At 70.6% G+C, this 20510-nt stretch carries 17 protein-coding genes, 1 other RNA gene and 2 pseudogenes; 5 read left to right on the top strand and 15 right to left on the bottom strand.

What is annotated here, in order from left to right:
* Window positions 1-85 precede the first annotated feature (85 nt).
* The 5 genes and pseudogenes from BLQ63_RS07840 to glnA all read right to left on the bottom strand — a co-directional run bounded on the left by BLQ63_RS07840 (window position 86) and on the right by glnA (window position 7762).
* Entirely contained in the window at window positions 86-1507 is a 1422-nt protein-coding gene (locus BLQ63_RS07840) for a glycosyl hydrolase family 18 protein (RefSeq protein WP_218125129.1), read from the bottom strand.
* A 230-nt stretch (window positions 1508-1737) separates the two neighbouring features.
* Window positions 1738-2805: a magnesium and cobalt transport protein CorA gene (locus tag BLQ63_RS07835; RefSeq protein ID WP_091031240.1), complete on the bottom strand. Its 1068-nt coding sequence runs from the start codon at window positions 2803-2805 to the stop codon at window positions 1738-1740.
* Between the two features lie 279 nt (window positions 2806-3084).
* Window positions 3085-5535, bottom strand: a pseudogene (locus BLQ63_RS07830) (bifunctional [glutamine synthetase] adenylyltransferase/[glutamine synthetase]-adenylyl-L-tyrosine phosphorylase); the annotation flags it as partial.
* A 170-nt stretch (window positions 5536-5705) separates the two neighbouring features.
* Window positions 5706-6392, bottom strand: a complete 687-nt coding sequence (locus BLQ63_RS07825; RefSeq protein WP_091031233.1) for a type 1 glutamine amidotransferase — start codon at window positions 6390-6392, stop codon at window positions 5706-5708.
* A 17-nt stretch (window positions 6393-6409) separates the two neighbouring features.
* The gene (gene glnA, locus BLQ63_RS07820; RefSeq protein WP_091031230.1) at window positions 6410-7762 is read right to left on the bottom strand and encodes a type I glutamate--ammonia ligase; all 1353 of its coding nucleotides are present in this window, start codon (window positions 7760-7762) and stop codon (window positions 6410-6412) included.
* 182 nt (window positions 7763-7944) lie between these two features.
* Between glnA and BLQ63_RS07815 the strand changes: the two genes are divergently transcribed.
* Window positions 7945-8649, top strand: a complete 705-nt coding sequence (locus BLQ63_RS07815; RefSeq protein ID WP_091031229.1) for an MOSC domain-containing protein — start codon at window positions 7945-7947, stop codon at window positions 8647-8649.
* A 101-nt stretch (window positions 8650-8750) separates the two neighbouring features.
* Here the strand turns inward: BLQ63_RS07815 and BLQ63_RS07810 are convergent, their stop codons facing one another.
* The 4 genes from BLQ63_RS07810 to BLQ63_RS07795 form a co-directional block, all read right to left on the bottom strand.
* Window positions 8751-9437 (bottom strand): HAD family hydrolase, encoded by a 687-nt coding sequence (locus tag BLQ63_RS07810; protein ID WP_091031226.1) that lies wholly within the window; start codon window positions 9435-9437, stop codon window positions 8751-8753.
* Between the two features lie 76 nt (window positions 9438-9513).
* Window positions 9514-10404, bottom strand: coding sequence for a 3-methyl-2-oxobutanoate hydroxymethyltransferase (panB, locus tag BLQ63_RS07805; RefSeq protein ID WP_091031225.1), 891 nt, complete (start codon window positions 10402-10404; stop codon window positions 9514-9516).
* Between the two features lie 179 nt (window positions 10405-10583).
* Window positions 10584-12335: an NAD+ synthase gene (locus tag BLQ63_RS07800; RefSeq protein ID WP_091031223.1), complete on the bottom strand. Its 1752-nt coding sequence runs from the start codon at window positions 12333-12335 to the stop codon at window positions 10584-10586.
* A gap of 131 nt (window positions 12336-12466) precedes the next feature.
* Window positions 12467-13225, bottom strand: coding sequence for a sulfite exporter TauE/SafE family protein (locus BLQ63_RS07795; protein ID WP_091031221.1), 759 nt, complete (start codon window positions 13223-13225; stop codon window positions 12467-12469).
* 31 nt (window positions 13226-13256) lie between these two features.
* Here BLQ63_RS07795 and rnpB point away from each other — a divergent pair.
* Window positions 13257-13641, top strand: an RNA gene (gene rnpB / locus BLQ63_RS07790) — RNase P RNA component class A.
* 85 nt (window positions 13642-13726) lie between these two features.
* Here rnpB and BLQ63_RS07785 read toward each other — a convergent pair.
* The 3 genes from BLQ63_RS07785 to ctaC form a co-directional block, all read right to left on the bottom strand.
* Window positions 13727-14266, bottom strand: a complete 540-nt coding sequence (locus tag BLQ63_RS07785) for an NUDIX hydrolase (protein ID WP_218125128.1) — start codon at window positions 14264-14266, stop codon at window positions 13727-13729.
* 139 nt (window positions 14267-14405) lie between these two features.
* Entirely contained in the window at window positions 14406-14852 is a 447-nt protein-coding gene (locus tag BLQ63_RS07780; protein ID WP_091031219.1) for a cytochrome c oxidase subunit 4, read from the bottom strand.
* Between the two features lie 9 nt (window positions 14853-14861).
* Complete coding sequence (gene ctaC, locus BLQ63_RS07775; protein WP_091031218.1) at window positions 14862-15782, bottom strand: aa3-type cytochrome oxidase subunit II; 921 nt, start codon at window positions 15780-15782, stop codon at window positions 14862-14864.
* A 132-nt stretch (window positions 15783-15914) separates the two neighbouring features.
* On the opposite strand from ctaC, the gene BLQ63_RS07770 reads away from it, so the two are divergent.
* Together BLQ63_RS07770 and BLQ63_RS07765 are read left to right on the top strand one after the other, a co-directional pair.
* Window positions 15915-17051: a cysteine desulfurase family protein gene (locus BLQ63_RS07770; protein WP_419774932.1), complete on the top strand. Its 1137-nt coding sequence runs from the start codon at window positions 15915-15917 to the stop codon at window positions 17049-17051.
* Between the two features lie 161 nt (window positions 17052-17212).
* Window positions 17213-17815: a superoxide dismutase gene (locus tag BLQ63_RS07765; protein ID WP_091031214.1), complete on the top strand. Its 603-nt coding sequence runs from the start codon at window positions 17213-17215 to the stop codon at window positions 17813-17815.
* 140 nt (window positions 17816-17955) lie between these two features.
* Here BLQ63_RS07765 and BLQ63_RS07760 read toward each other — a convergent pair whose 3' ends face one another.
* From BLQ63_RS07760 to BLQ63_RS07750, 3 genes are all read right to left on the bottom strand, one after another.
* A complete protein-coding gene (locus tag BLQ63_RS07760; RefSeq protein WP_091031212.1) occupies window positions 17956-18612 on the bottom strand; it encodes a CatB-related O-acetyltransferase in 657 nt (218 codons plus the stop codon).
* A 70-nt stretch (window positions 18613-18682) separates the two neighbouring features.
* A complete protein-coding gene (locus tag BLQ63_RS07755) occupies window positions 18683-19270 on the bottom strand; it encodes a hypothetical protein (protein ID WP_091031210.1) in 588 nt (195 codons plus the stop codon).
* 89 nt (window positions 19271-19359) lie between these two features.
* On the bottom strand, window positions 19360-19947 hold the full coding sequence (locus tag BLQ63_RS07750; RefSeq protein ID WP_091031610.1) for a TetR/AcrR family transcriptional regulator: 588 nt from the start codon (window positions 19945-19947) through the stop codon (window positions 19360-19362).
* Window positions 19948-20029: 82 nt separating this feature from the next.
* Here BLQ63_RS07750 and BLQ63_RS29790 point away from each other — a divergent pair.
* A pseudogene (locus tag BLQ63_RS29790) lies at window positions 20030-20507 on the top strand (GNAT family N-acetyltransferase).
* Window positions 20508-20510: the final 3 nt, after the last annotated feature.

Here is a 20510-nt window from a genome sequence, read left to right as displayed (position 1 = left end):
CGCACGGGGCCGCCCGCAGGGCTGAGGCCGGCGGGCTCCAGCAGCGCTGTGGAGCCCGCCGACCGGATGGGTCAGCCTTTCCGGATCAGTTGAGGCCGTTGGCGATGGCGTTCACGAGCGCGCCGCCGCTGGTGTCGCCCGAGAGTTCCCAGGAGAACGCGCCGCCCAGGCCCTGCGAGTCGAGCCACGTCGTCTTGCTCGCGATGGTCGCGGGCGTGTCGTAGCTCCACCATTCGCCGTTGCAGTAGGCGTAGGCGGTGCCGCCGACGGTGCCGGTGGCCGGGCATTCGTTCACGAGGACCTTGTAGTCCTCGATCCCGGCCTCATAGGTTCCCGGCGCGGCGCCGGTCGCGGATCCGCCCGGTGCCGACTGGGTGACGCCGGTCCAGCCTCTGCCGTAGAAGCCGAAGCCGAGCAGCAGCTTCGAGGACGGGACGCCGAGCGACTTGAGCTTGGCGATGGCCGTGGCCCCGTCGAAGCCGGCGATCGGCTGGCCCGAGAAGCTGTTGAGCGGGGAGTGCGGGGCGGTCGGTCCGTCGGCGTCCCAGGCGCCGAAGTAGTCGTACGTCATGACCTGGTAGTAGTCGACGTACTGTGCCGCGGCGCCGTAGCCGCCGAGGTCGATCTTGCCTCCCGAGGTGCCGTCCGCGGTGATCGCCGCGGTGACCAGCTCGTCGTCCCCGAACTTGGTGCGCAGGGCGCTCATGAGGTTGGGGAACGCGTTGGTGCCGCTGGTGTCGCAGGTCAGGCCGCAGGCGTTGGGGTACTCCCAGTCGATGTCGATGCCGTCGAACAGGCCGTCCCAGCGGGGGTCGTGGAGCAGGTTGTAGCAGGACTCGGCGAACGCGGCCGGGTTCTGCGCCGCCTGGCCGAAGCCGCCGGAGTAGGTCCAGCCGCCGAAGGACCAGAGGATCTTGATGTCCGGGTAGGCCTCTTTGAGCTTGAGCAGCTGGTTGAAGTTGCCGCGCAGGGGCTGGTCCCAGTTGTCGGCGACGCCGTCGACCGACTGGTCGGCGGTGTAGGCCTTGTCGATGGCGGCGTAGGAGTCGTCCATCGTGCACTGGCCGTTCTTGACGTTGCCGAATGCGTAGTTGATGTGGGTGAGGTCCTCGGCGGAGCCGGAGGAGACGATGTTCTTGACGTGGTAGTTGCGCCCGTAGACGCCCCACTCGGTGAAGTAGGCGGCGTTGATGTCCCCGCCCTGGCCGGGGTTGCCGGTCGGGTCCTCGGTGGGCTCCTCGGTGGTGGGCGGATCGGTCGGGTCGGTGCCGCCGCCGCACGCGCCGAGGGACTCCCACACGCCCCATTCGCCGGTCGTGCCGGGCTTCTCGTTGGTGGTCCACCACTTGGCGCGGTACTCCACGCCCTCGTGGCTGGCCTTGTCGCCGCCGACGTAGACCTTCGAGGCGGACCAGGCGTCTGAGCAGACCGTCTGGGCCGAAGCACTGAAGGGGTTGGCGACGGTGTAGATCAGACCGCTCGCGAGCACGGCCAGAGCCGTGAACATGATGGCGATCATCCGTCTTGATTTCAGTCGCCTCAACGTTCCTCCCAAAAGTAAAGAGACTTAACTGATAGGTGTCTTTATTTTTGCGGTCGCGCCTTCTGAAGTCAAGCATTCGCATCGAAAAATTTCAATGCTCACGGTTTGTGGCACAGTAGGCGGTTATGGGAGCGCGACGCACGCGGACACGGAGCGCAAGCGCGGCCTCGACACTTTCGCTTTGCGCGGCAACGCTATGGTGTTCGGGAAGGCAGGCAGGGCCAGAGGGCCGGAACCGCATCGCGGTTCCGGCCCTCGCTTCTTTCGCGCATTTCCCATTGGGACTCATCGTCATCGATATGTAACAGCCAGCCGTTGCGCTTGAAACCCCGATAGAGAAGGAAGCAGACGACGCCGATGAAGAGCATGACGGCCGGATAGCCGACCCTCCAATGAAGCTCGGGCATGTGCGTGAAGTTCATGCCGTAGATGCCCGCGACGGCCGTGGGCACCACCGCGATCGCGGCCCAGGCCGAGATCCTCCTCATGTCGTCGTTCTGCCAGGTCCCGATCTGTCCCTGGTGGGCGGTGAGCACCGTGGTCAGCAGGCTCATGCAGGTCTCGATCGCGCCGTCGATGCGGATGAGGTGGCCCGCGACGTCCTGCATCCGCCCGCCCTGCAGGGCGGCCTGGCCGGTGCGGCGCTCCTTGATCATGTGCGCCAGCGGCACCAGCGGCTGCACCGCGTTCTGGAACTCCAGGGTCTCGCGGATGAGGAAGTAGATGTCCTCGTTGCGGTCGACCCGCAGCCCCGAGAAGACGGCCTGCTCCAGGTCGGAGACGTCGTCGGCGAGGTCTTCGATCGCGCCGTCGTACTCCTCGACCACGGCGTCGAACAGCGCCTGGACGATCCCGGGGACGCCTTCGGAGCGGAAGTCGGCCTCGCCGAGGCGCTTGCGGACGCCTTCGGCGGGGTCCACGACGCCGCGCCGGACGGTCACGAGGGCGCGGCCGTCGGTGTAGAGGGCGAGGTCGCCGGTCTCGACCTGGCGGGTGTCCTCGAGGTACCAGACGGTCTTGACCAGCAGCATGACCGCGTCCTCGGTGAGCTCCACTTTGGGGCGGCGGTGGACGGTGCGGCCGGGGTCGACGCCGAGGTGGTCCAGGCCGAGGGCTTCGAGGGCGGCGACCAGGTCGGGGAGCCCGGGCTCGTCGAACGCGGCCCACACGAACGAGTCGGCGCCCGCCGCCGCGGGCAGGTCGGCGCCCTCGCCCCTGCGGTGCTCGACCCCCGCGGGGCCGACGACCATGTAGTCGAACATCCGGGCCTCCCGTCGGCGCTCGACCAGAGTCTATGCGCCGCGCGTTGCCGCAGTCTCCCAATGACCGCTGCCCGGGTCCCCATCGCCCCGTCGCCCGGGTTCCCCGTACAGCTGAAGGCCGTATACCTTCCCTAACCCCCACCCACCCGGGGACCGAAGTCTGGGGCCAGCTTCGCGCGAGGCACCGACAGGAATCGCCTCCCGCGGGCCCGCCGCCGCGGGAGTTCACCGGATCGGGTGAACCCGCGCGCTTCGATCGCCGCAGACGATCCGACCGCGTCAGTCGCCGTACACGATCCGATGCGCCGCATCGTGAGCGAGCCTCGTCAAGCGCCGGTACTGGTTGAGGAACCGCTCGGTGTCCTCGCCGAAGCCCAGCGTCTGCGCCAGCGCGGCCAGCTCCGGCCCCGACCGCGGCAGGTCGTCGCGCGGCACCCCGCGCGCCAGCGTCATGTCGTTGCGCACCCGCGACACGAACTCCCACGCGTCCCGCAGCGCCTCGAAATCCGCGCGGTCCAGGTACCCGGCCGCGGTCGCGGCCGCCAGCGCCGGAACCGTCCGCGTCGTGTGCAGCGAAGCGTCCTCGCCGTGCTCGAGCTGGAGCAGCTGGGCCGCCCACTCGATGTCGACCAGGCCGCCGCGCCCGAGCTTGGTGTGGCCGTTGGGGTCCGCGCCCCGCGGCAGGCGCTCGGAGTCCACGCGGGCCTTCACCCGGCGGAACTCGACCCGCTCGGGCTCGCTCAGCCCGCCGGGCCGGTAGCGCACCTCGTCGGCGATCATCCGCCACGCCTCGCTCAGCGCCGCGTCCCCGGCGACGGGCCGCGCCCGCAGCAGCGCCTGGCGCTCCCACAGCCGCGCCCGGTCGGCGTAGTAGCGCCGGTACGCCGCGAGGCTCGGGGCGATCGCGCCGCCCTTGCCTTCGGGGCGCAGGTCGAGGTCGAGCACGAGGGGCGGGTCGGCGGTCGGGGCGCCGAGCAGGGTCCGCACGGCTTCGACGATCTTGCGCGCGGCGGTGCGCTCCGCGTCGGTCTCGCCCGCGTGGAGGAACACGACGTCGGCGTCGGAGCCGAAGCCGGTCTCGCGGCCTCCCAAGCGGCCCATGCCGATCACGCTGATGGGCGGCGCGTCGGCGATGCCGCGCGAGGCGATGTCGAGGGCCGCTTGGAGCACGGCGTCGGTGAGGTCGGAGAGGGCGAGGCCGACGCCCTGGTCGTCGAGGAGTTCGAGCAGGTCGGCGGCGGCGATGCGGATGAGTTCGCGGCGGCGGATCGCCCGCACCGCGCCGATCGCCGCGGTGGCCTCGCCGTGGCGGGCGGCGGCCTGGAGCATCCCCATGGCGAGGGTCTCGCGCGGGCGCGGCTTGAGGTCGGCGTTGTCGGAGAGGTACCGCAGCGACTGGGGCACGTGCAGGAGCAGGCTCGTGAAGTACCGGGAGGTGCCCAGGAGCCGGGCGAGGCGGACGGCCGCGGGACCGCCGTCGCGCAGGAGCCGCAGGTACCAGGGGGTCGAGCCGAGCTTGTCGGAGACCTGGCGGTAGGCGAGCAGGCCGCGGTCGGGCTCGGGCGAGTCGGCCAGTTCGTGGAGGACGACCGGCAGCAGCGCCCGCTGCACGGTCGCGGTCCGCGAGACGCCTTCGGTGAGCTTCTTCATGTGCGTCAGGGCGCTCGCGGGGTCGGCGAAGCCGAGCACGGCCAGGCGCGAGGCGGCCTCGGTCTCGGTCAGACGCAGTTCGTTCGTGGGCACGCGCGTGACGGCGTCGAGGAGCGGCTTGTAGAGCAGTTTCTCGTGGAGGCGCCGCGCGGTCGTGGCGTGGGCGCGCCAGGCCGCGAGGAAGCCCTCGTCGGTGGTGTACCCGAGGGTCCGGGCGAGGTGGTGGAGCGGTTCGCCGCCGTCGGGGACGCGGTGGGTGCGCAGGAGCCGCTGCAGTTGGACGCGGTGTTCGACGGTGCGCAGGAAGACGTAGGTGTCGGCGAGGTCTTCGCCGTCGCGGCGGGCCAGGTAGCCGCCCGCGACGAGCACGTCGAGGGCCTCCAGGGTCGAGCGCACGCGCAGGGCGGCGTCGCCCCTGCCGTGCACGAGCTGGAGGAGCTGGACGGCGAACTCGATGTCCCGCAGGCCGCCGGGCCCGAGTTTGATCTCGAAGCGGCGCTCGGCGGCCGGCACCGATTCGGCGACCTTGCGGCGCATGTCGCGGATGTCGGCGACCACGCCGGGCCGGTCGGCCGCGCCCCAGATGAACGGCTGCACCGAAGCGAGCCAGTCGAGTCCGAGCTGGAGGTCCCCGGCGGCGGGCCGGGCCTTGAGGAGCGCCTGGAACTCCCAGGTGCGGGCCCAGTCCTTGAGGTAGGCCTCGTAGGACTCGATGGTGCGCACCAGGGCGCCGTGGCGGCCTTCGGGCCGCAGGCCCGCGTCGACCGGCCAGGTGGCGGGCCCGAGGATCTGGATCATGCGGGCGGCCTGGCGGGTGGCCAGGTCGAGGTTGCCTTCGGCGACGAACACGACGTCCACGTCGGAGACGTAGTTGAGCTCTTCGGCGCCGGTCTTGCCCATGGCGATCACCGCGAGGCGGGTCTCGCCGGGGCAGTCGGCGCGGGCGAGTTCCAGGCCGCGGACGAGGACGGCGTCGGCCAGGCGCGACAGCGCCGCGGAGGTGTCCTTGAGGTCGGTCGCGCCGGTGAGGTCGGCCGCGGCGATGCGCAGCAGGTTGGCCTTCCAGGCGGCGTTCAGCTCGAACGGGGAGGCTTCGCGGACGCGCGCGTGCCCGGCGTCCTCGTCCTCGGTGAGCGCGGGCTCGAACTCGGGGTGGGCGCGCAGGAAGTCGCCCAGGGCGTTGCTGGCCGCGACGACGGCGAGTCGGGCCCTGTCGGCGTCGGCGCTCTCGACTTCGTCGGCCATCGGCGCTAGGAGGCGTCGATGATGGGCAGGGCCCTGCGCTCGCCCGCGGCGACGCGCGCGAACCGCTGGAGGATCGGCTTCCAGGTCGCGACGATGTGCTCGTCGACCTGGGCGGCCTTGGCGAGGGCGTGCTCGTCGAAGCCGCCGAATCCGGCCAGCTGCTCGGGGGTGAACTCGAAGTGGGACTGGATGCCCCAGGCGTTGTCGCGGATGCGGAAGATCTCAAGGGCCCCTTGGGGAGAGGCCGCCAGCAGCGTGGCGTCCGGCGGGAGCTCGACGAGTTCCTGGCGGCGCCAGCGGATCACGTCGATGGTCATCGGCGCGGGGCCGAAGACCAGGTCGCGTCCGGCGGCGTCGCGCTTGGCGAGCATCCGGGGGCCGAAGGGCGCGTCGCTGTCCTCTACGGCGCCGCCGAAGGCGGTGGCGAGCATCCGCGAGGAGGAGCAGATCGCGAAGGTCGGCGTGGTGTCGGCGACGGCGGTCTGCATGAGGCCGGAGAGGTCGTCGCTCCAGTCCTTGCCCCGGCCGCCGCCGAGGGCGATGAGGGCCTCGTGGCCTCCGGCGGAGATCGGTACGGCCTCACCGAGGTGGGGCCGTACCGTGTCCAGTTCCATGCCGGCTTCGGCGAGCCATGCGGCGGCCCGCCCCAGCCCTTGCGCGGGGTCGTTCTCGATGACGAGTGCGGTGGTCACTCCACCATGCTAATCGGTCACAGATTGATGTAGCGCTTCCGCTCGAAGGCCGTCACCTGAGTGCGGTAGTCCTCCCACTCCTGGCGCTTGTTCTTCAGGAAGTAGTCGAAGACGTGCTCGCCGAGGACCTCGGGCACGAGCTCGGAGGACTCCATGGCGTCCAGGGCTTCGGCGAGGTTGGCCGGGAGCGGCTGGTAGCCGGCGGCGACCCGCTCGGCGTTGGTGAGCGCCGAGACGTCGTCCTCGGTGCCCGGGGCCAGCTCGTAGCCCTCTTCGATGCCCTTGAGCCCGGCGCCCAGGAGCACGGCGTAGGCGAGGTACGGGTTGAGGGCGGAGTCCAGGGAGCGGATCTCGACGCGGGCCGAGTTCGGCTTGCCGTACACCGGGACGCGCACCAGCGCGGAGCGGTTGGCCTTGCCCCAGGAGACATACGAGGGCGCCTCGGAGATCTGGCCCGGCTGCGGGCTGGAGAACAGGCGCTTGTACGAGTTGACCCACTGGTTGGTGATCGCGGTGAACTCGGGCGCGTGGCGCAGGAGCCCGGCGATGAAGGCCTTGGCGGTCTTGGAGAGCCGCTGCTCGTCGCCCGGGTCGTGGAAGGCGTTGTCCTCGCCTTCGAAGAGCGACAGGTGGCTGTGCATGCCCGAGCCCGGCTGCGCGGTGTAGGGCTTGGGCATGAAGGACGCGGTGACGCCGTTGGTCAGCGCGACCTCCTTGACGATGTGCCGGAAGGTCATGATGTTGTCGGCCGTGGTGAGGGCGTCGGCGTAGCGCAGGTCGATCTCCTGCTGGCCGGGGGCGACCTCGTGGTGGGAGAACTCGACGGAGATGCCGACGCGCTCGAGCGCGAGGATCGCCTGGCGGCGGAAGTCGCGGGCCGTGGAGTGCGTGGTGTGGTCGAAGTAGCCGCCGTCGTCGACGGGGGTCGGCTTGGTGCGGCCCTCGGGGTCGATGTCGGAGAGCAGGAAGAACTCGATCTCGGGGTGCACGTAGAACGTGAAGCCGCGGTCGGCGGCCTTGGAGAGGGCCCGGCGCAGGACGTGGCGCGGGTCGGCCCAGGAGGGGGCGCCCTCGGGGGTGAGGATGTCGCAGAACATGCGGGCGGACTCGCCGATGCCGCGTCCTTCGAAGGGGAAGACCTGGAACGTGGTCGGGTCGGGCATGGCGACCATGTCGGACTCGTAGACGCGCGCGAAGCCCTCGATGGCGGAGCCGTCGAAGCCGATGCCCTCCTCGAACGCGGATTCGAGTTCGGCGGGCGCGACGCTCACGGACTTGAGGGTGCCGAGAACGTCGGTGAACCACAGCCGGACGAACCGGATGTCGCGTTCTTCGAGCGTGCGAAGCACGAACTCCTTCTGCCGTTCCATGGTGTCCTCCTTGGTCCTGGGGCGGCAATTGTCTCACCTGTTTGTGTCCCCGACGTTAACCAGGTCGAACCGCAGCCAAAACGTGAGCCGGGTCTACTTGCCTGGTCGCGCGGGGGGAAACCGGTCACTGCGGCCGAATCGGGCGGATGGCTGCGCGAACGTGAGCCCGGTACATTGGGAGCGTGTTCGCAGGTGAGATCAAGCAGTTGTGGCGCTACCCCGTGAAGGGCCTCCGGGGCGAGTCGCTGCGCTCGGCGGCGGTCGACGCCGACGGGATGGCCGGTGACCGCGTGCTCGGCGTGTTCGAGCCGGGCACCGGCAAGGCGGTGTGGGGCGGCAGCCACCCGAAGATGATGGGCTGGGAGGCCGCCTGGCCCGCGCAGTGCGGCTGCGCCGACGCCGTCTCCGGCTCCCCGGTGCTGTACGAGCCCGGCGGGGCCGCGTGGTCGGCCGACGAGGCGGGCCTGCCCGCGCGCCTGGCCGAGACCATCGACGCCGGCAAGGGCGCCGAGATTCGCAGGACCGCCGGCGCCGGCGACCGGATGCTGGTGATCTTCGAGGCCAGCGTGCGCCGCCTCGGTGAGGAGCTGGGCCGCGAGATCGCGGCCGCGCGCTTCCGGCCGAACGTGATCGTGGAGGCCGACCTGGAGCCGTACGCGGAGACCGCGCTCGCGCCGGGCACGCCGATCCGGCTGGGCGAGCACGAGTTCACGCTCCTGATGCCGTGCGAGCGGTGCGTCCTGCCGAGCTGGGACCCGAGCGGGTCGAACGAGCGCGACATGGAGCTGCACAAGCACGTCATCAAGGAGCTCGGCAACCACTTCGGCGTCTACGTGGGCATCGGCGAGAGCGCGCGGGTCGCCGTCGGCGATCCGGTCGCGGGCTGAACGTAGGACGCCCTGAGCCGGGGATCGGTCGGCTCAGGGCGCTCTCTCAGCATAATCCGGAGGTGCGACAAGCTGGGTTCACGTCGTGCGCGGGCCTGGCGCTACGCCGTCTGCTCGGTCACCCAGCGGTGGATGAACGGGTACAGCTCCTCAAGGGACGCGCCGGTGACGGTCGCGTCCGGCCAGGGCCGCCCGTAGTGGTCGATGTACGCGGTCGCGCAGCCGCGCTCGACGGCGGGCGCCAGGTCGTTGCGGGGGATGTCGCCGATGCTCAGCAGTTGTGCGGGCGGGCGCTCTTCGAGCAGCTCGTCGATGATCGCGTCCAGGCCTTCGGGCTTGCCCGCGTCGCCGATCACGTGGTCGAACAGGCCGTCCAGCTCCAGGCGCTCCAGCGCCGGGCCGAGGGACGCGCCGGGCGCGTTGGTCACGAGGGCGACCTCGACCGAGCGCGGCAGGCTCCAGATGAACTCGCGGAACCCCTTGGGCGCCCAGATCTGGAACTTGCCCGCGGCCATGAGCTCGCGGGTCTCGATGTAGGCGTCGTGGCGGTCGGATTCGGGGACGCCGAACTCCCCCGCGAGGCGGCGCACCGCGTTGTCGGCGTCGTAGGCGTCGAAAGTCGAGGCGGTGGTGGGCTTGCCGGCGACGAAGGCGGCGTGGGCGCTCAGGAACGCGCGCTCGTCCTCGGGGTCGAGACGGCCCGCGACCAGCCGCGCGTAATGGGTCGCGTGCTCGGAGCCGAGCCGCACGGTGCCGTCGTAGTCGAAAAGCAGGATGGCGTCTTTCACGTAGTGAGACGCTACGCGAAAGGCCGCCTCCCCCATAGGGGAAGGCGACCAGACTCACCGATGAATTCGGTTCGGACTACTCGAAAGAGTGCGCCTTGGTCGGGAACTCCCCCGCGCGCACCTCGTCGGCGTAGGCCTTCGCGGCGCCCTGGAGGACGTCGGCGAGTTCGGCGTAGCGCTTGACGAACCGCTGCGGTCGGCCCCGGCGCAGGCCGGCCATGTCCTGCCAGACGAGGACCTGCGCGTCCGTGTCCGGTCCCGCGCCGATGCCGACCGTGGGGATGGCGAGCTGCTTGGTGATCTCGGCGGCGACCGAGGCGGTCACCATCTCCAGGACCACGGCGAAGGCCCCGGCCTCGGCGACGGCGTGCGCGTCGGCCTCGACCTCGGTGGCCTGGGCGTCGCGGCCCTGCACCCGGTAGCCGCCGACGGCGTGCTCGCTCTGGGGCGTGAAGCCGATGTGGCCCATGACCGGGATGCCCGCGTCGGTGAGCGCCCGGATCTGCGCGGACATGCGGCGCCCGCCTTCGAGCTTGACGGCGTGCGCGCCGGCCTTCATGAAGCGGACGGCGGTCTCCAGGGCCTGGGTCGGACCGGCCTCGTAGGATCCGAAGGGGAGGTCGGCGACGATGAGCGCCCGCTCGGTCGAGCGGGCGACGGCCGCGACGAGCGGTACGAGCTCCTCGACCGAGACCTGGAGGGTGGTCTCGTAGCCGTAGACGTTGTTGGCGGCCGAGTCGCCGATGAGGAGGGCGGGGATGCCCGCCTCGTCGAACAGGGCGGCGGTGTACATGTCGTAGGAGGTCAGCATCGCCCACTTCTCGCCGCGCTCTTTGGCTTCGATGAGGTGGCGGGTGCGGACCCGTTTGACGTTCTTGCCCGGCCCGTACAGGCTCGGGATCTCGTCGCCGCTCGCGGAGTTCGATGCGGTCGGGCTCGGTGCCGTGTCGTTGGATGAGTGCGTCATCGTCGTAGCTCCAGAATCTCCTCGTGGCCGGCTCGCCGGTCCCCGGGTAATCGCTCTGCACACTGGCGGCTTGCAAGCTTCGCCAAGACAAAACTAACGCTCATCGATATGTATGTCACGCTTCCGCAACATGGATGTGACATATTCCCCCCGGCCTCGGGCCGGGGGGAGCGAAACGGCTACTGCTTCCCTCGGAAGTGGTTCGTGATCGGCAGGCGGCGGTCGCGGCCGAAGGACTTGACGGTGATCTTCGTGCCGGGCGCCGACTGGCGGCGCTTGTACTCGGCGCGGTCCACCAGGCCGGCGATCCGGTCCACCACGTCGGCCGGGTAGCCCTGCTCGACCAGGTCCTCGCGCCCCGCGTCGCCGTCGACGTAACCGGTGAGGATGCCGTCCAGCACCTCGTAGTCGGGCAGCGAGTCGGAGTCCTTCTGGTCCGGTCGCAGCTCGGCGCTCGGGGGCTTGAGGATCGTGTTCTCCGGGATCGGCTCGGTCTCGCCCAGGCTCCGGGCCTTCTCGTTGCGCCAGGTCGCGAGCTCGTAGACGAGGGTCTTCAGCACGTCCTTGATCGGCGCGAAACCGCCGACCGCGTCGCCGTAGATCGTCGAGTAGCCCACGGCGTACTCGCTCTTGTTGCCCGGCGCGAGCACCAGGTGCCCGTGCTGGTTCGACAGGGCCATGAGCAGGCTCCCGCGCACGCGCGCCTGGAGGTTCTCCACCGCGAGCCCCGAGATCGCGATCTCGGCGAGGTAGGAGTCCACGATCGGCTGGATCGTCTCCACCGAGTAGTGCAGGCCGCAGCGCTGCGCGAGGTCGGCGGCGTCGTCGATCGAGTGCGAGGACGAGTACTGGCTGGGCATCGAGACCACGTGGACGCGGTCGGCGCCGATCGCGTCGCGCGCGAGCACGGCCGTCAGGGCCGAGTCGATGCCGCCCGAGAGCCCGAAGATGACCGACGCGAAGCCGTTCTTCTCCACATAGTCGCCCAGGCCCAGGCGCAGGGCCTCCCAGATCTCCTCCAGGCGGTCCAGCTCCGGCGCGTACGAGGGCTCGATGCGCGTCTCGACCGCCGCGGGCCCCTCCGAGACCACGTGCAGCGACGTGCTCATCGTGGTCGAGGAGTGGTTCGCGACGTCGCCGCCGGCCGCGGCGGCGACCTCCACGTCGGTGATCAGGAGTTCGGAGGCGAACCGGCGGGCCGAGGCGAGGACCTTCCCGTCGGCGCCGACGATGACCGAGCCGCCGTCGAAGACCAGGTCGTCCTGGCCGCCGACGATGTTGAGGTACGCGATGGGCGCGTCGACCTCGGCGGCGCGCTCGCGCACGACCGCGAGGCGGCGCTCCTGCTTGCCCTGCTCGTACGGCGAGGCGTTCACATTGACCACCAGGCCGGCCCCGGCCTCGGCCGCGGCGGTGAACGGGACGCCGCCCCAGATGTCCTCGCAGATGGTGAAGGCCACGTCGACCCCGCCGATGCGGGCGAGGTGCAATTCGTGCCCGGGAACGAAATAACGCTCCTCGTCGAAGACGCCGTAGTTCGGAAAGTGGCGCTTGTAGTAGCGGAACAGGATCTTGCCGTCCTGAATGAGCGCCAGCGCATTGCGAATGCCGCGCCCGCCCACCGATCCGATGCTCGCGGGGATGGGCCCGTCCGCGTCGAGGTAGCCCACGGCCACCGGGAGGGCGCCGTTCCCGTCCTCGGCGAGTTCGGCGGCGAGGCGGACGAGGCGCTCGCGGCTGGCCTCCACGAAGGAGTGGCGCAGGGCGAGGTCTTCGACGGGGTAGCCGGTGAGCGACTGCTCCCCGGTGGCCAGCAGGTGGGCCCCCGCGGCGGTCGCGGCGGTGGCGGCCCGCCTGATGAGGTCGGCGTTGCGGTCGAGGTCGCCTACCACCGGGTTGTCCTGGGCGAGTGCGATACGGAGCGTCGGCATGGCCCTATTCTTCCGCGTCCGGGCGCGCCGCGTCATGTGACTTCGGCGAAGCCGAACAGAAAGCTCGGGGGCGAAGCCGAACAGAAAGCTCGGGGGCGAAGCCGAACAGGAAGCCCAGGAGCGAAGTCCCTCTAGAAGGACCGGACCAGCAGGATCGCCGACAGGATCAGGCCGTAGACGACGATCGCGATCCGCAGGGGGCGCTCGGGGATCTTCTGGAACACGCGGGCGCCGAGGTAGCCGCCGATGAACGTGGCGGGCACCAGGACGCCGATGGCGAGCCAGTCGACCTCGGCCCAGATGCCGTAGACGACGCAGGTGACGACGCCGACGAGCATCGTGCAGAAGTTCTTGAGGGCCCCGATGCGGACGAGCTTCTCGCTGACGCTCATGGCGATGACGGCCATGAGGATGAGGCCGAGCGCCGCGTTGAAGTAGGAGCCGTAGAGGCAGCCCGCGAAGACGCCGACGTGCAGCGCCGCCGGGTGGAGCGCCCGGCCGCCGTTGCGGCCGGTGACCTTGCGGTTGATCCAGGGGCCGACGGCCATGAGCAGCGTGGCGGCGAGCACCAGGAACGGCACGATCGCCTCGAAGACCGAGTGCGGGGTGTTGAGCAGCAGCAGGGCGCCGCAGACCGAGGCGACCATGGCCGTGGGGATCAGCGAGAGGGCCCTGCGGCGCTGGCCGCGGAGGTTCTCGCGGGAGCCGAACGCGGCCGCCGCGTAGGCGGGGGCGACGGCGATGCCGTTGGTGGCGTTGGCATAGAGCGGCGGGACGCCGACGGCCATCAGCGTCGGGTACGTGATGAGGGAGCCGCCGCCGGCCACGGCGTTGAGGCCGCCGCCGAGGAGGCCCGCGAGGAGCAGCGCGGAGACCTGGAGCAAGTTCATGGCTCCGGCAGCGTACGCTTTACCGCTGGGACGAGTCGGCCAGGCGGTCGCGACAGTGACGGGAGACCGTCAGTGTCGAGGAACGTCCGGACTCCACAGGGCAGGGTGGTTGTTAACGGCAACCCGGGGCGACCCGCGGGACAGTGCCACAGAAATCAGACCGCCGGCTTCGGCCGGTAAGGGTGAAACGGTGGTGTAAGAGACCACCAGCGCCGCCGGTGACGGCGGCGGCTAGGTAAACCCCACCCGGAGCAAGGTCAAGAGGAGCCGCGAGGCTCTGCGCGAAGGCTTGAGGGCGGCCCGCCCGAACCCGCAGGGGTGCCTTCGCGGGTAGACCGCTCGAGCACGCCGGCGACGGCGCGCCTAGATGGATGGCCGCTCAACGACAGAATCCGGCGTACCGGCCGACTCGTTCCCTCGATCGTCTTCGGCGGAGGCGTTCGCCTGCGAAGTCGCGGGCGGCCGCCTCTTCGCGTTCGGCGTCGGCACCCTGGAGGGACCTCAGGCTGTGGTCGGGTCGTCCGCTTCGGCGGCGAGGGGGCCCAGGCCGTAGTGGGACAGGAGTTTCGCCGTCGCCCGGGTCATTTCGGGGAGGTCGTCGGCCCTCTGCCAGGCGGCGTCCCAGACTTCGTGGCCGTCCACGATGACCTGCGTCTGGGACGGGTCGCGGACGAGGCGGAAGACGTTGTCGACCCATCTGCCGTGGGTGTGGACCACGGCGCACGGATCGGCTGGGACGAGTTCGTCGAAGTCGGCTTCGATGCCGGTCTCCTCGTTGAGCTCCCTGCGGGCTCCTTGGAGCGGCGTCTCGTTGCGGTTGAGCAGGCCCGCCGGGAGGGTCCAGCGTCGCCCCGGCGGCTGGCGCAGCATCAGCAGGTGCTCGCGGTCCTCGTCCATGACGAGGACGACGGAGCCGAGCGTGTAAGTGGGCGTCACGATCCGGACGATCCGCCGGCGCATCGGGTGCGGCAGGTTGTAGAAGACCGTGCCGATCACGCGCCGCAGCAGCGGCGCCTTGCGGCGCTGCACAGAGGGAGTCACCGCCACACCCTACCTAAGGGGCCGAACGGGCTTCTGCGGCGCGCTGGGCCGCCGGAAGGGGCAAGGCGAAAGGCCCGGAGCGAACCGCGGCGATGCTTGCGAGCCGTAAATCGGTTGAGCTCCGGGCCTTTCGGCTGCGTTACTGCGGGCCGAGCTTGCGGGTGCCCGTGTAGTACTCGAACGTCAGGCCGCCGACGGCGAACAGGAGCGCCACGCCGCCCGCCGTGATGAGCCACGGCAGCCAGAAGACGACGCCCACGCCGGTGATGACGGCGGTCAGGGCCAGGCCCAGCGGCCAGTACGAGCCGGGGCTGAAGAAGCCGACCTCGCCGGAGACGTCGGAGATCTCGCCGTCGGGGCGGTCCTCCGGGCGCGGGTCGATGCGGCGCGAGATCACCCAGAAGACCAGCCACACCATGCCGGTGAGCAGTCCCGAGAAGATCAGGCCGATGGTGCCGACCCATTCGACGTGGTTCGGCCTGCCGTAGGCCGGGTTGTCGTTGATGTAGGTCCAGTACCCGTAGCCGGCGGCGAACAGGAACATGAAGACCATGACGATGGCGAAGAGGCGGTGCTCGGTTTTCATGTCGCTCTCCTAGCTCGCTTCGCCCGAGGCCGGGGCGGTGTCGAACGGGTGCGTGGTCGTGGCGTACGCGTCCTGGCCGATCAGCTCCAGCGCCTCGGGCGTCGAGGCGCCCTCGATGCGGGCGTTCACGAAGGTCTCGTAGTCCTCCGGGGAGACCACGCGCATCTCGAAGTTCATGAAGGCGTGGTAGGCGCCGCAGAGTTCGGCGCACCTGCCGACGAAGGTGCCCTCGGAGTTGAAGTCGACCTCCCAGCGGGTGGTCTGCGCCTCGCCGCCCGGGATCACGTCGCGCTTGAAGAGCATGTCGGGGACCCAGAACGAGTGGATGACGTCCTCGGCGGTGGCCTCGAAGCGGACGTCGTCCTGGTTGGGGACCACGATGATCGGGATGTAGTCCGAGTCGCCGGTCTCGACGACGGGCTGGCCGTCGGCGCCGGTGAGGGGGTCGCAGTTCTCATCGGTGTAGGTGAACTGCCAGTTCCACTTGAACGCGGTGATCTCGGTGCAGGAGGAGGGCTCGTCGCTCATCTCGGTGACGTTGTCCTGCACGACCACGGTGTAGTAGAACAGGATGCCGATGAGCACGAACGGCAGCGCCGTGAAGGTGAGCTCGGCGGGCAGGTTGTACTTGGTCTGCCGGGGCAGCTCGGTGTCGCTGTCCTTCTTCTTGTAGGCGGCGATGCACCAGAACGTCAGGCCCCAGACGATGACGCCGACCGCGAGGGCCGCGATCGTCGAGCCGATCCACAGGTCGAACATCTGCTCGGACTGCGTCGTGGGGCGCGTGCGCGGCCAACCCAGGTAAAAGGCGTCGTCAAGGCTGCACCCCGCGAGCACGATTGGGAGCATCGCGGCGATCCCGGTGAGACCTATCGCGCGGCGGGCTCGGCCGCGACGTTCTCGGGACGGTTTTCCGACCACCTGTCTCATGCCTTTCTCAGCGCTCGGCTCCGCGTCCGCCGCCGGGCGGGCGGCAGGGCGCAGATCTTGACGGCAAGAGCCTACTGCTTGGTCCGGGGCCCCGGGTGCAAGGGGTTGGGTTCGGCGCCCTGAGTCTTCTAGATTGGAAGGGTGACCGAGACCTACTTCGACGGCGCGACCGCGCAGCCGCCCCATCCGGCGGCGCGCGACGCCTATGCTGCGGCTTTGTCGGAGGGCTGGGCGGGCCCGGGCCGACTGTACACATTGGGCAGGCGGTCGCGGATGCTGCTCGACGCCGCCCGGCAGTCGGCGGCCGCGTCCCTGGGCGTCAGCCCTGATGAGGTCACTTTCACATCGAGCGGGACACAGGCGGTGCACGCCGGGATACTGGGCGTGATCGCGGGTCGGAGCGAGCCGGGTCCGCTCGTGTACGGCGCGGTCGAACACTCGTCGGTGCTGCACGCGGCACAGTGGTTCGACAGCCGGGGGCGCGCGGCGCGCGGCGGGTCGGCGAGCGTGCCGGTGGACCGGTTCGGGCGGGTGGACGCCGATCCGCTCGCGGGGGTCGAGGACGCCTCGGTGCTGGCGATCCAGAGTGCGAACCACGAGGTGGGGACCCGGCAGCCGATCGCGGCGATCGCGGCGAACCTCGGCGGCGTGCCGCTGGTGTGCGACGCGGCGGCGAGCCTGCCGTGGGAGCCGGTGCCCGAGGGCTGGTCGGTGCTGGCGGCCAGCGCGCGCAAGTGGGGCGGGCTGTCCGGGGCGGGGATCCTGGTGGTGCGCAAGGGCACGCGGTGGCGCAATCCGTTCCCTGGCGAGGACTCCTCGATCCGTGAGGCGATCGGGGAGGTCGACGTTCCGGCGGCGGTGGCCGCGGCGGCGTCGCTGCGCGCGGTCGTGTCCGAGCGCGAGGAGTTGTCGAAGCGGGCGCGGGCGCTGACCGAGCAGATCCGCGAGCACATCGCCGAGACGATCCCGGAGGTGGAGCTGCCGGGCGATCCGGTGGACCGGCTGCCGCACATCGTGACGTTCTCCTGCCTGGGGGTGGACGGCGAGGTGCTGCTGACGGAGTTGAACCGGGCGGGCTTCGCGGTGTCGTCGGGGTCGGCGTGCGCGTCGACGCGGCTGCGGCCCTCGCACGTGCTCCAGGCGATGGGGGTGCTCAGCCACGGGAACGTGCGGGTGTCGCTGCACCGGGAGACGACCGAGGAGGAGGTCGAGCGGTTCCTGGAGGTGCTGCCGGGGATCGTGGAGGGGATCAGGCGGCTGTCGCGCTGAGGCGCGATGGCGTTGCGCGCCCAGGCATCCCGGGCGCCTCGTCCGCAGGTCCTAAGACGACGGGGATCACGCTTCATGCAGGCCTGTTGCTATTGCAACAGTTTTGCAACTGTGCGAGAGTGGCGGCAACATTCGTACTGCCACGGAACAGAGAGGCGACGATGACCGTCTACACGCTTCCCGACCTGCCCTACGACTACGGCTCGCTGGAGCCGCACATCAACGGGCACATCCTCGAACTGCACCACGACAAGCACCACGCGGCGTACGTCAAGGGCGCCAACGACATGATCGAGCGCATCGACGAGGCGCGCGACAAGGGCGACTTCTCGGGCATCGTGGGCCTGGAGAAGACCCTCGCGTTCAACGTCTCGGGGCACGTCCTGCACTCCCTCTACTGGGAGAACATGAGCCCGGACGGCGGCGGCCGTCCCGAGGGCGACCTGGCCGAGGCGATCGACGAGTACTTCGGCTCGTTCGAGGGCTTCCACGGGCAGCTGTCGGCGGCGACCACGCTGGTGCAGGGCTCGGGCTGGGGCGTGCTCTCGTTCGAGCCGACCTCGAAGCGGCTCATCGTGGAGCAGGTCTACGACCACCACGGGAACGTCGCGCAGAGCTCGGTGCCGCTGCTGGCGTTCGACGCGTGGGAGCACGCGTACTACCTGCAGTACAAGAACGTCCGCCCCGACTTCGTGAAGGCGATGTGGGAGGTCGTGAACTGGCAGGACGTGGCCGCGCGGTACGCGGCGGCGACCGCGTCCTGAAGGCGTGGTGAGAGGGCCGGTCGCGCGACCGGCCCTCTTCAGCGTTCGGCGCGGCGCGAGCGAGCCGGTCTCCGGGGCGGCCCCGCCGGCGGTGATCGCGTACGGTCCGGAGGCGCGGACCGCGGTGGGGTCGGAGGCGCTCAAAGGGCCCGCTCCCGTCCGTTCGCGGCGGCGATGGCCGCGATGTCGGCCGGAGTGCCGGACATGATCGTGCGGGCGTGCTCGGTGACCAGTTCGACCGGCCAGTCCCACCAGGCGGCGCGCAGCAGCAGCTCGACCTCGGCGTCGTCGTAGCGGCGGCGGATCGGCTTGGCGGGGTTGCCGCCGACGATCGTGTAAGGCGCGACGTCGCCGGTGACCACGGCGCCGGAGGCGATGATCGCGCCGTCGCCGATGGTCACGCCGGGCATGATCAGGGCCTGGTAGCCGAACCAGACGTCGTTGCCGACGACGGTGTCGCCGCGGCTGCCGCCGGCCATGACGATGTCGAGGGTCTTCTCGGTCCACTCGCCGCCGAAGATCGCGAAGGGGAACGTAGAGACGCCCTGCATGGGGTGGTCGGCGCCGGCCATGAGGAACCTGGTGCCGGTGGCGATCGCGCAGTAGCGGCCGATCACGAGCTTCTCGGGGCCGTAGGAGTAGAGGACGTTCTTCTCCTCGAACGCGGTCGCGTCGTCCGGGTCGTCGTAGTACGTGTAGTCGCCGACGTCGATCTTCTCGGACTCGACGAGCGGCTTGAGGAAGACCACTCGCGGCTGCCCGGTCATCGGGTGCAGCACTGCCGGGTCGGGGATCATGCGCGTTCCTTTCGTCGGAGGCGGAACGCACGATACCCGTGCGCGCCGTGGGGCGCACGGGTTTATCGGTTCACCAGCCGAGTTCGGGGCCGTCCGCCCCGTGCGGGGCCCGGGCCCGGATGTGGCCGATGAACAGGAGCACGAGGATGAGCGGCAGCCCCGCGAACGCGGCCAGCAGGGGCAGCTGCTCGGCGGTGCCGAACCAGGCCGGGGCGCCTTCCATGAGCATCGGCGCGATCTCGTCGTAGCCCCAGTCGCCGACCGGGGGAAGCCCGGCCAGGACGCGGCCGATGGCGAACCACGCGATGATGAGCACCCCTGCGGCGCTGAGCGATCCGGTGGCCACGACCGACCAGCGGGGGCCGATGCGGACGGCGACGGCGAGGGCGGTGAAGAGCACGGCGCCGGCGAGGTAGGCGATCGCGAGGTCGAGGAACCGGAACTGCACGATCTGGTCGAGCTGCAGGAGGTAGTGCCGGGCGAACTCGTCGTCGCGGTCGAGCAGCCTCGCGGCGGCGTCGGCCTGGGCGGGGGAGGCGGCGGCCCACGCCGCGGCGGCGCACACCAGGGAGACCCCGGCGACCATGAGCGCCAGCCAGGTCGCCGCAAGGGACCTGCGCGGGGCGGGGTCGGGGAGTCCGGTCGTCGGTCGGATCAAGAGAGGCTCCGATCATCGGCTGCGAACCGTCAATACTACGAGATGCCGCGGTGCGAATCCACTCCCGGCCGCCGGGCCCCACCGTCGAGTCAGGACAGGCCGAGGGCCTCCAGGGTCGCGTCGAGCATGGACTCCTGTGCGCGGGCGTCGTAGACCTCGGGGTCGAAGCACGCGAGTTGGGCCGCGCCTTCGGAGGCCGCGACCAGGGCGAACACGGCCGCGTCGGCGCGCTCGGCGGGCCAGTCCGGGGCGGATGCGGCGACCAGGCGGGCCACGCGGTCCCTCCAGGCGCGGTTGTTCTTGCGGTGCAAGGCGATCAGTTCTTCGTCGCCGACCGAGGCGGCGAGGAACCCCATCCAGACCAGGGCTTCCTGGGCGGAGTCCTCGGTGAGCGCCATGCCCTGCGCGAGTACCGCTCGCAGGGCCGCGCGCGGGGTGGGCGCTTCGGCCTCGATCCGTTCGACGCGGACGCGGGTGCGGGCGTGGAGCAGGTCGCGGGCGTGCACGAGGAGCGCGCGGCGCCCCGGGAAGCGGTGCATCACCAAACCGGTCGTGCATCCGGCCGCCTGGGCGACCGCGCGGATGGTGAGGTGCTCGATGCCCTTGCCCGCCAGGAGGGTCCACACCGCCTCGGAGATGCGCTCCTGCTGCGCCCCGTGATCCGCCCTGCGTGCGATGGCCCGCTCCCCTCGGTCGATTTCTTCGTAACAAGTGTTACGGTAACATCTGTTACGACACTCGCTGCGACAGGACCACGCCATGCCGACCACCGCCACCTGGACCATCGAACTGCGCGACTGGGAAGACCCGCAGGGGATCGCGCTGCGCCTGAGCCAGCGGGCCGAGCTCGACGCCGTCTACGGCTGCGACGACCACGAGCCCGGCCCGGCGCCCTCCGCCGAGGACGTCGACGTGTTCGTCATGGCGTTCGACGCCGACGGCGGCGCGCTGGGCTGCGGCGCCCTCCGCGCCCTCGACGCCGCCTCGGCCGAGATCAAGCATGTACGTCATCCCGCAGTCGCGCGGTTCGGGCGTGGCCGCCGCGATCCTGGCCGCGCTGGAGGACGCCGCCCGCGAACGGGGCTGGACCACCGTCAGGCTCGAGACCGGCGACGCGCAGCCGGAGGCGATCCGCTTCTACGAGCGCGAGGGCTACCGGCGGATACCGCTGTTCGGCCACTACGCGGGCTCGGCCATCTCGCTCTGCTACGAGAAGCCGCTCGCCGCGGCCGGATAGGCT

The organism is Glycomyces harbinensis (assembly GCF_900101745.1).
Classification (GTDB): domain Bacteria; phylum Actinomycetota; class Actinomycetes; order Mycobacteriales; family Micromonosporaceae; genus Glycomyces; species Glycomyces harbinensis.
The sequence above is the reverse complement of the archived record's forward strand: the minus strand, read 5'-3'. Positions and strand labels throughout refer to the sequence as shown.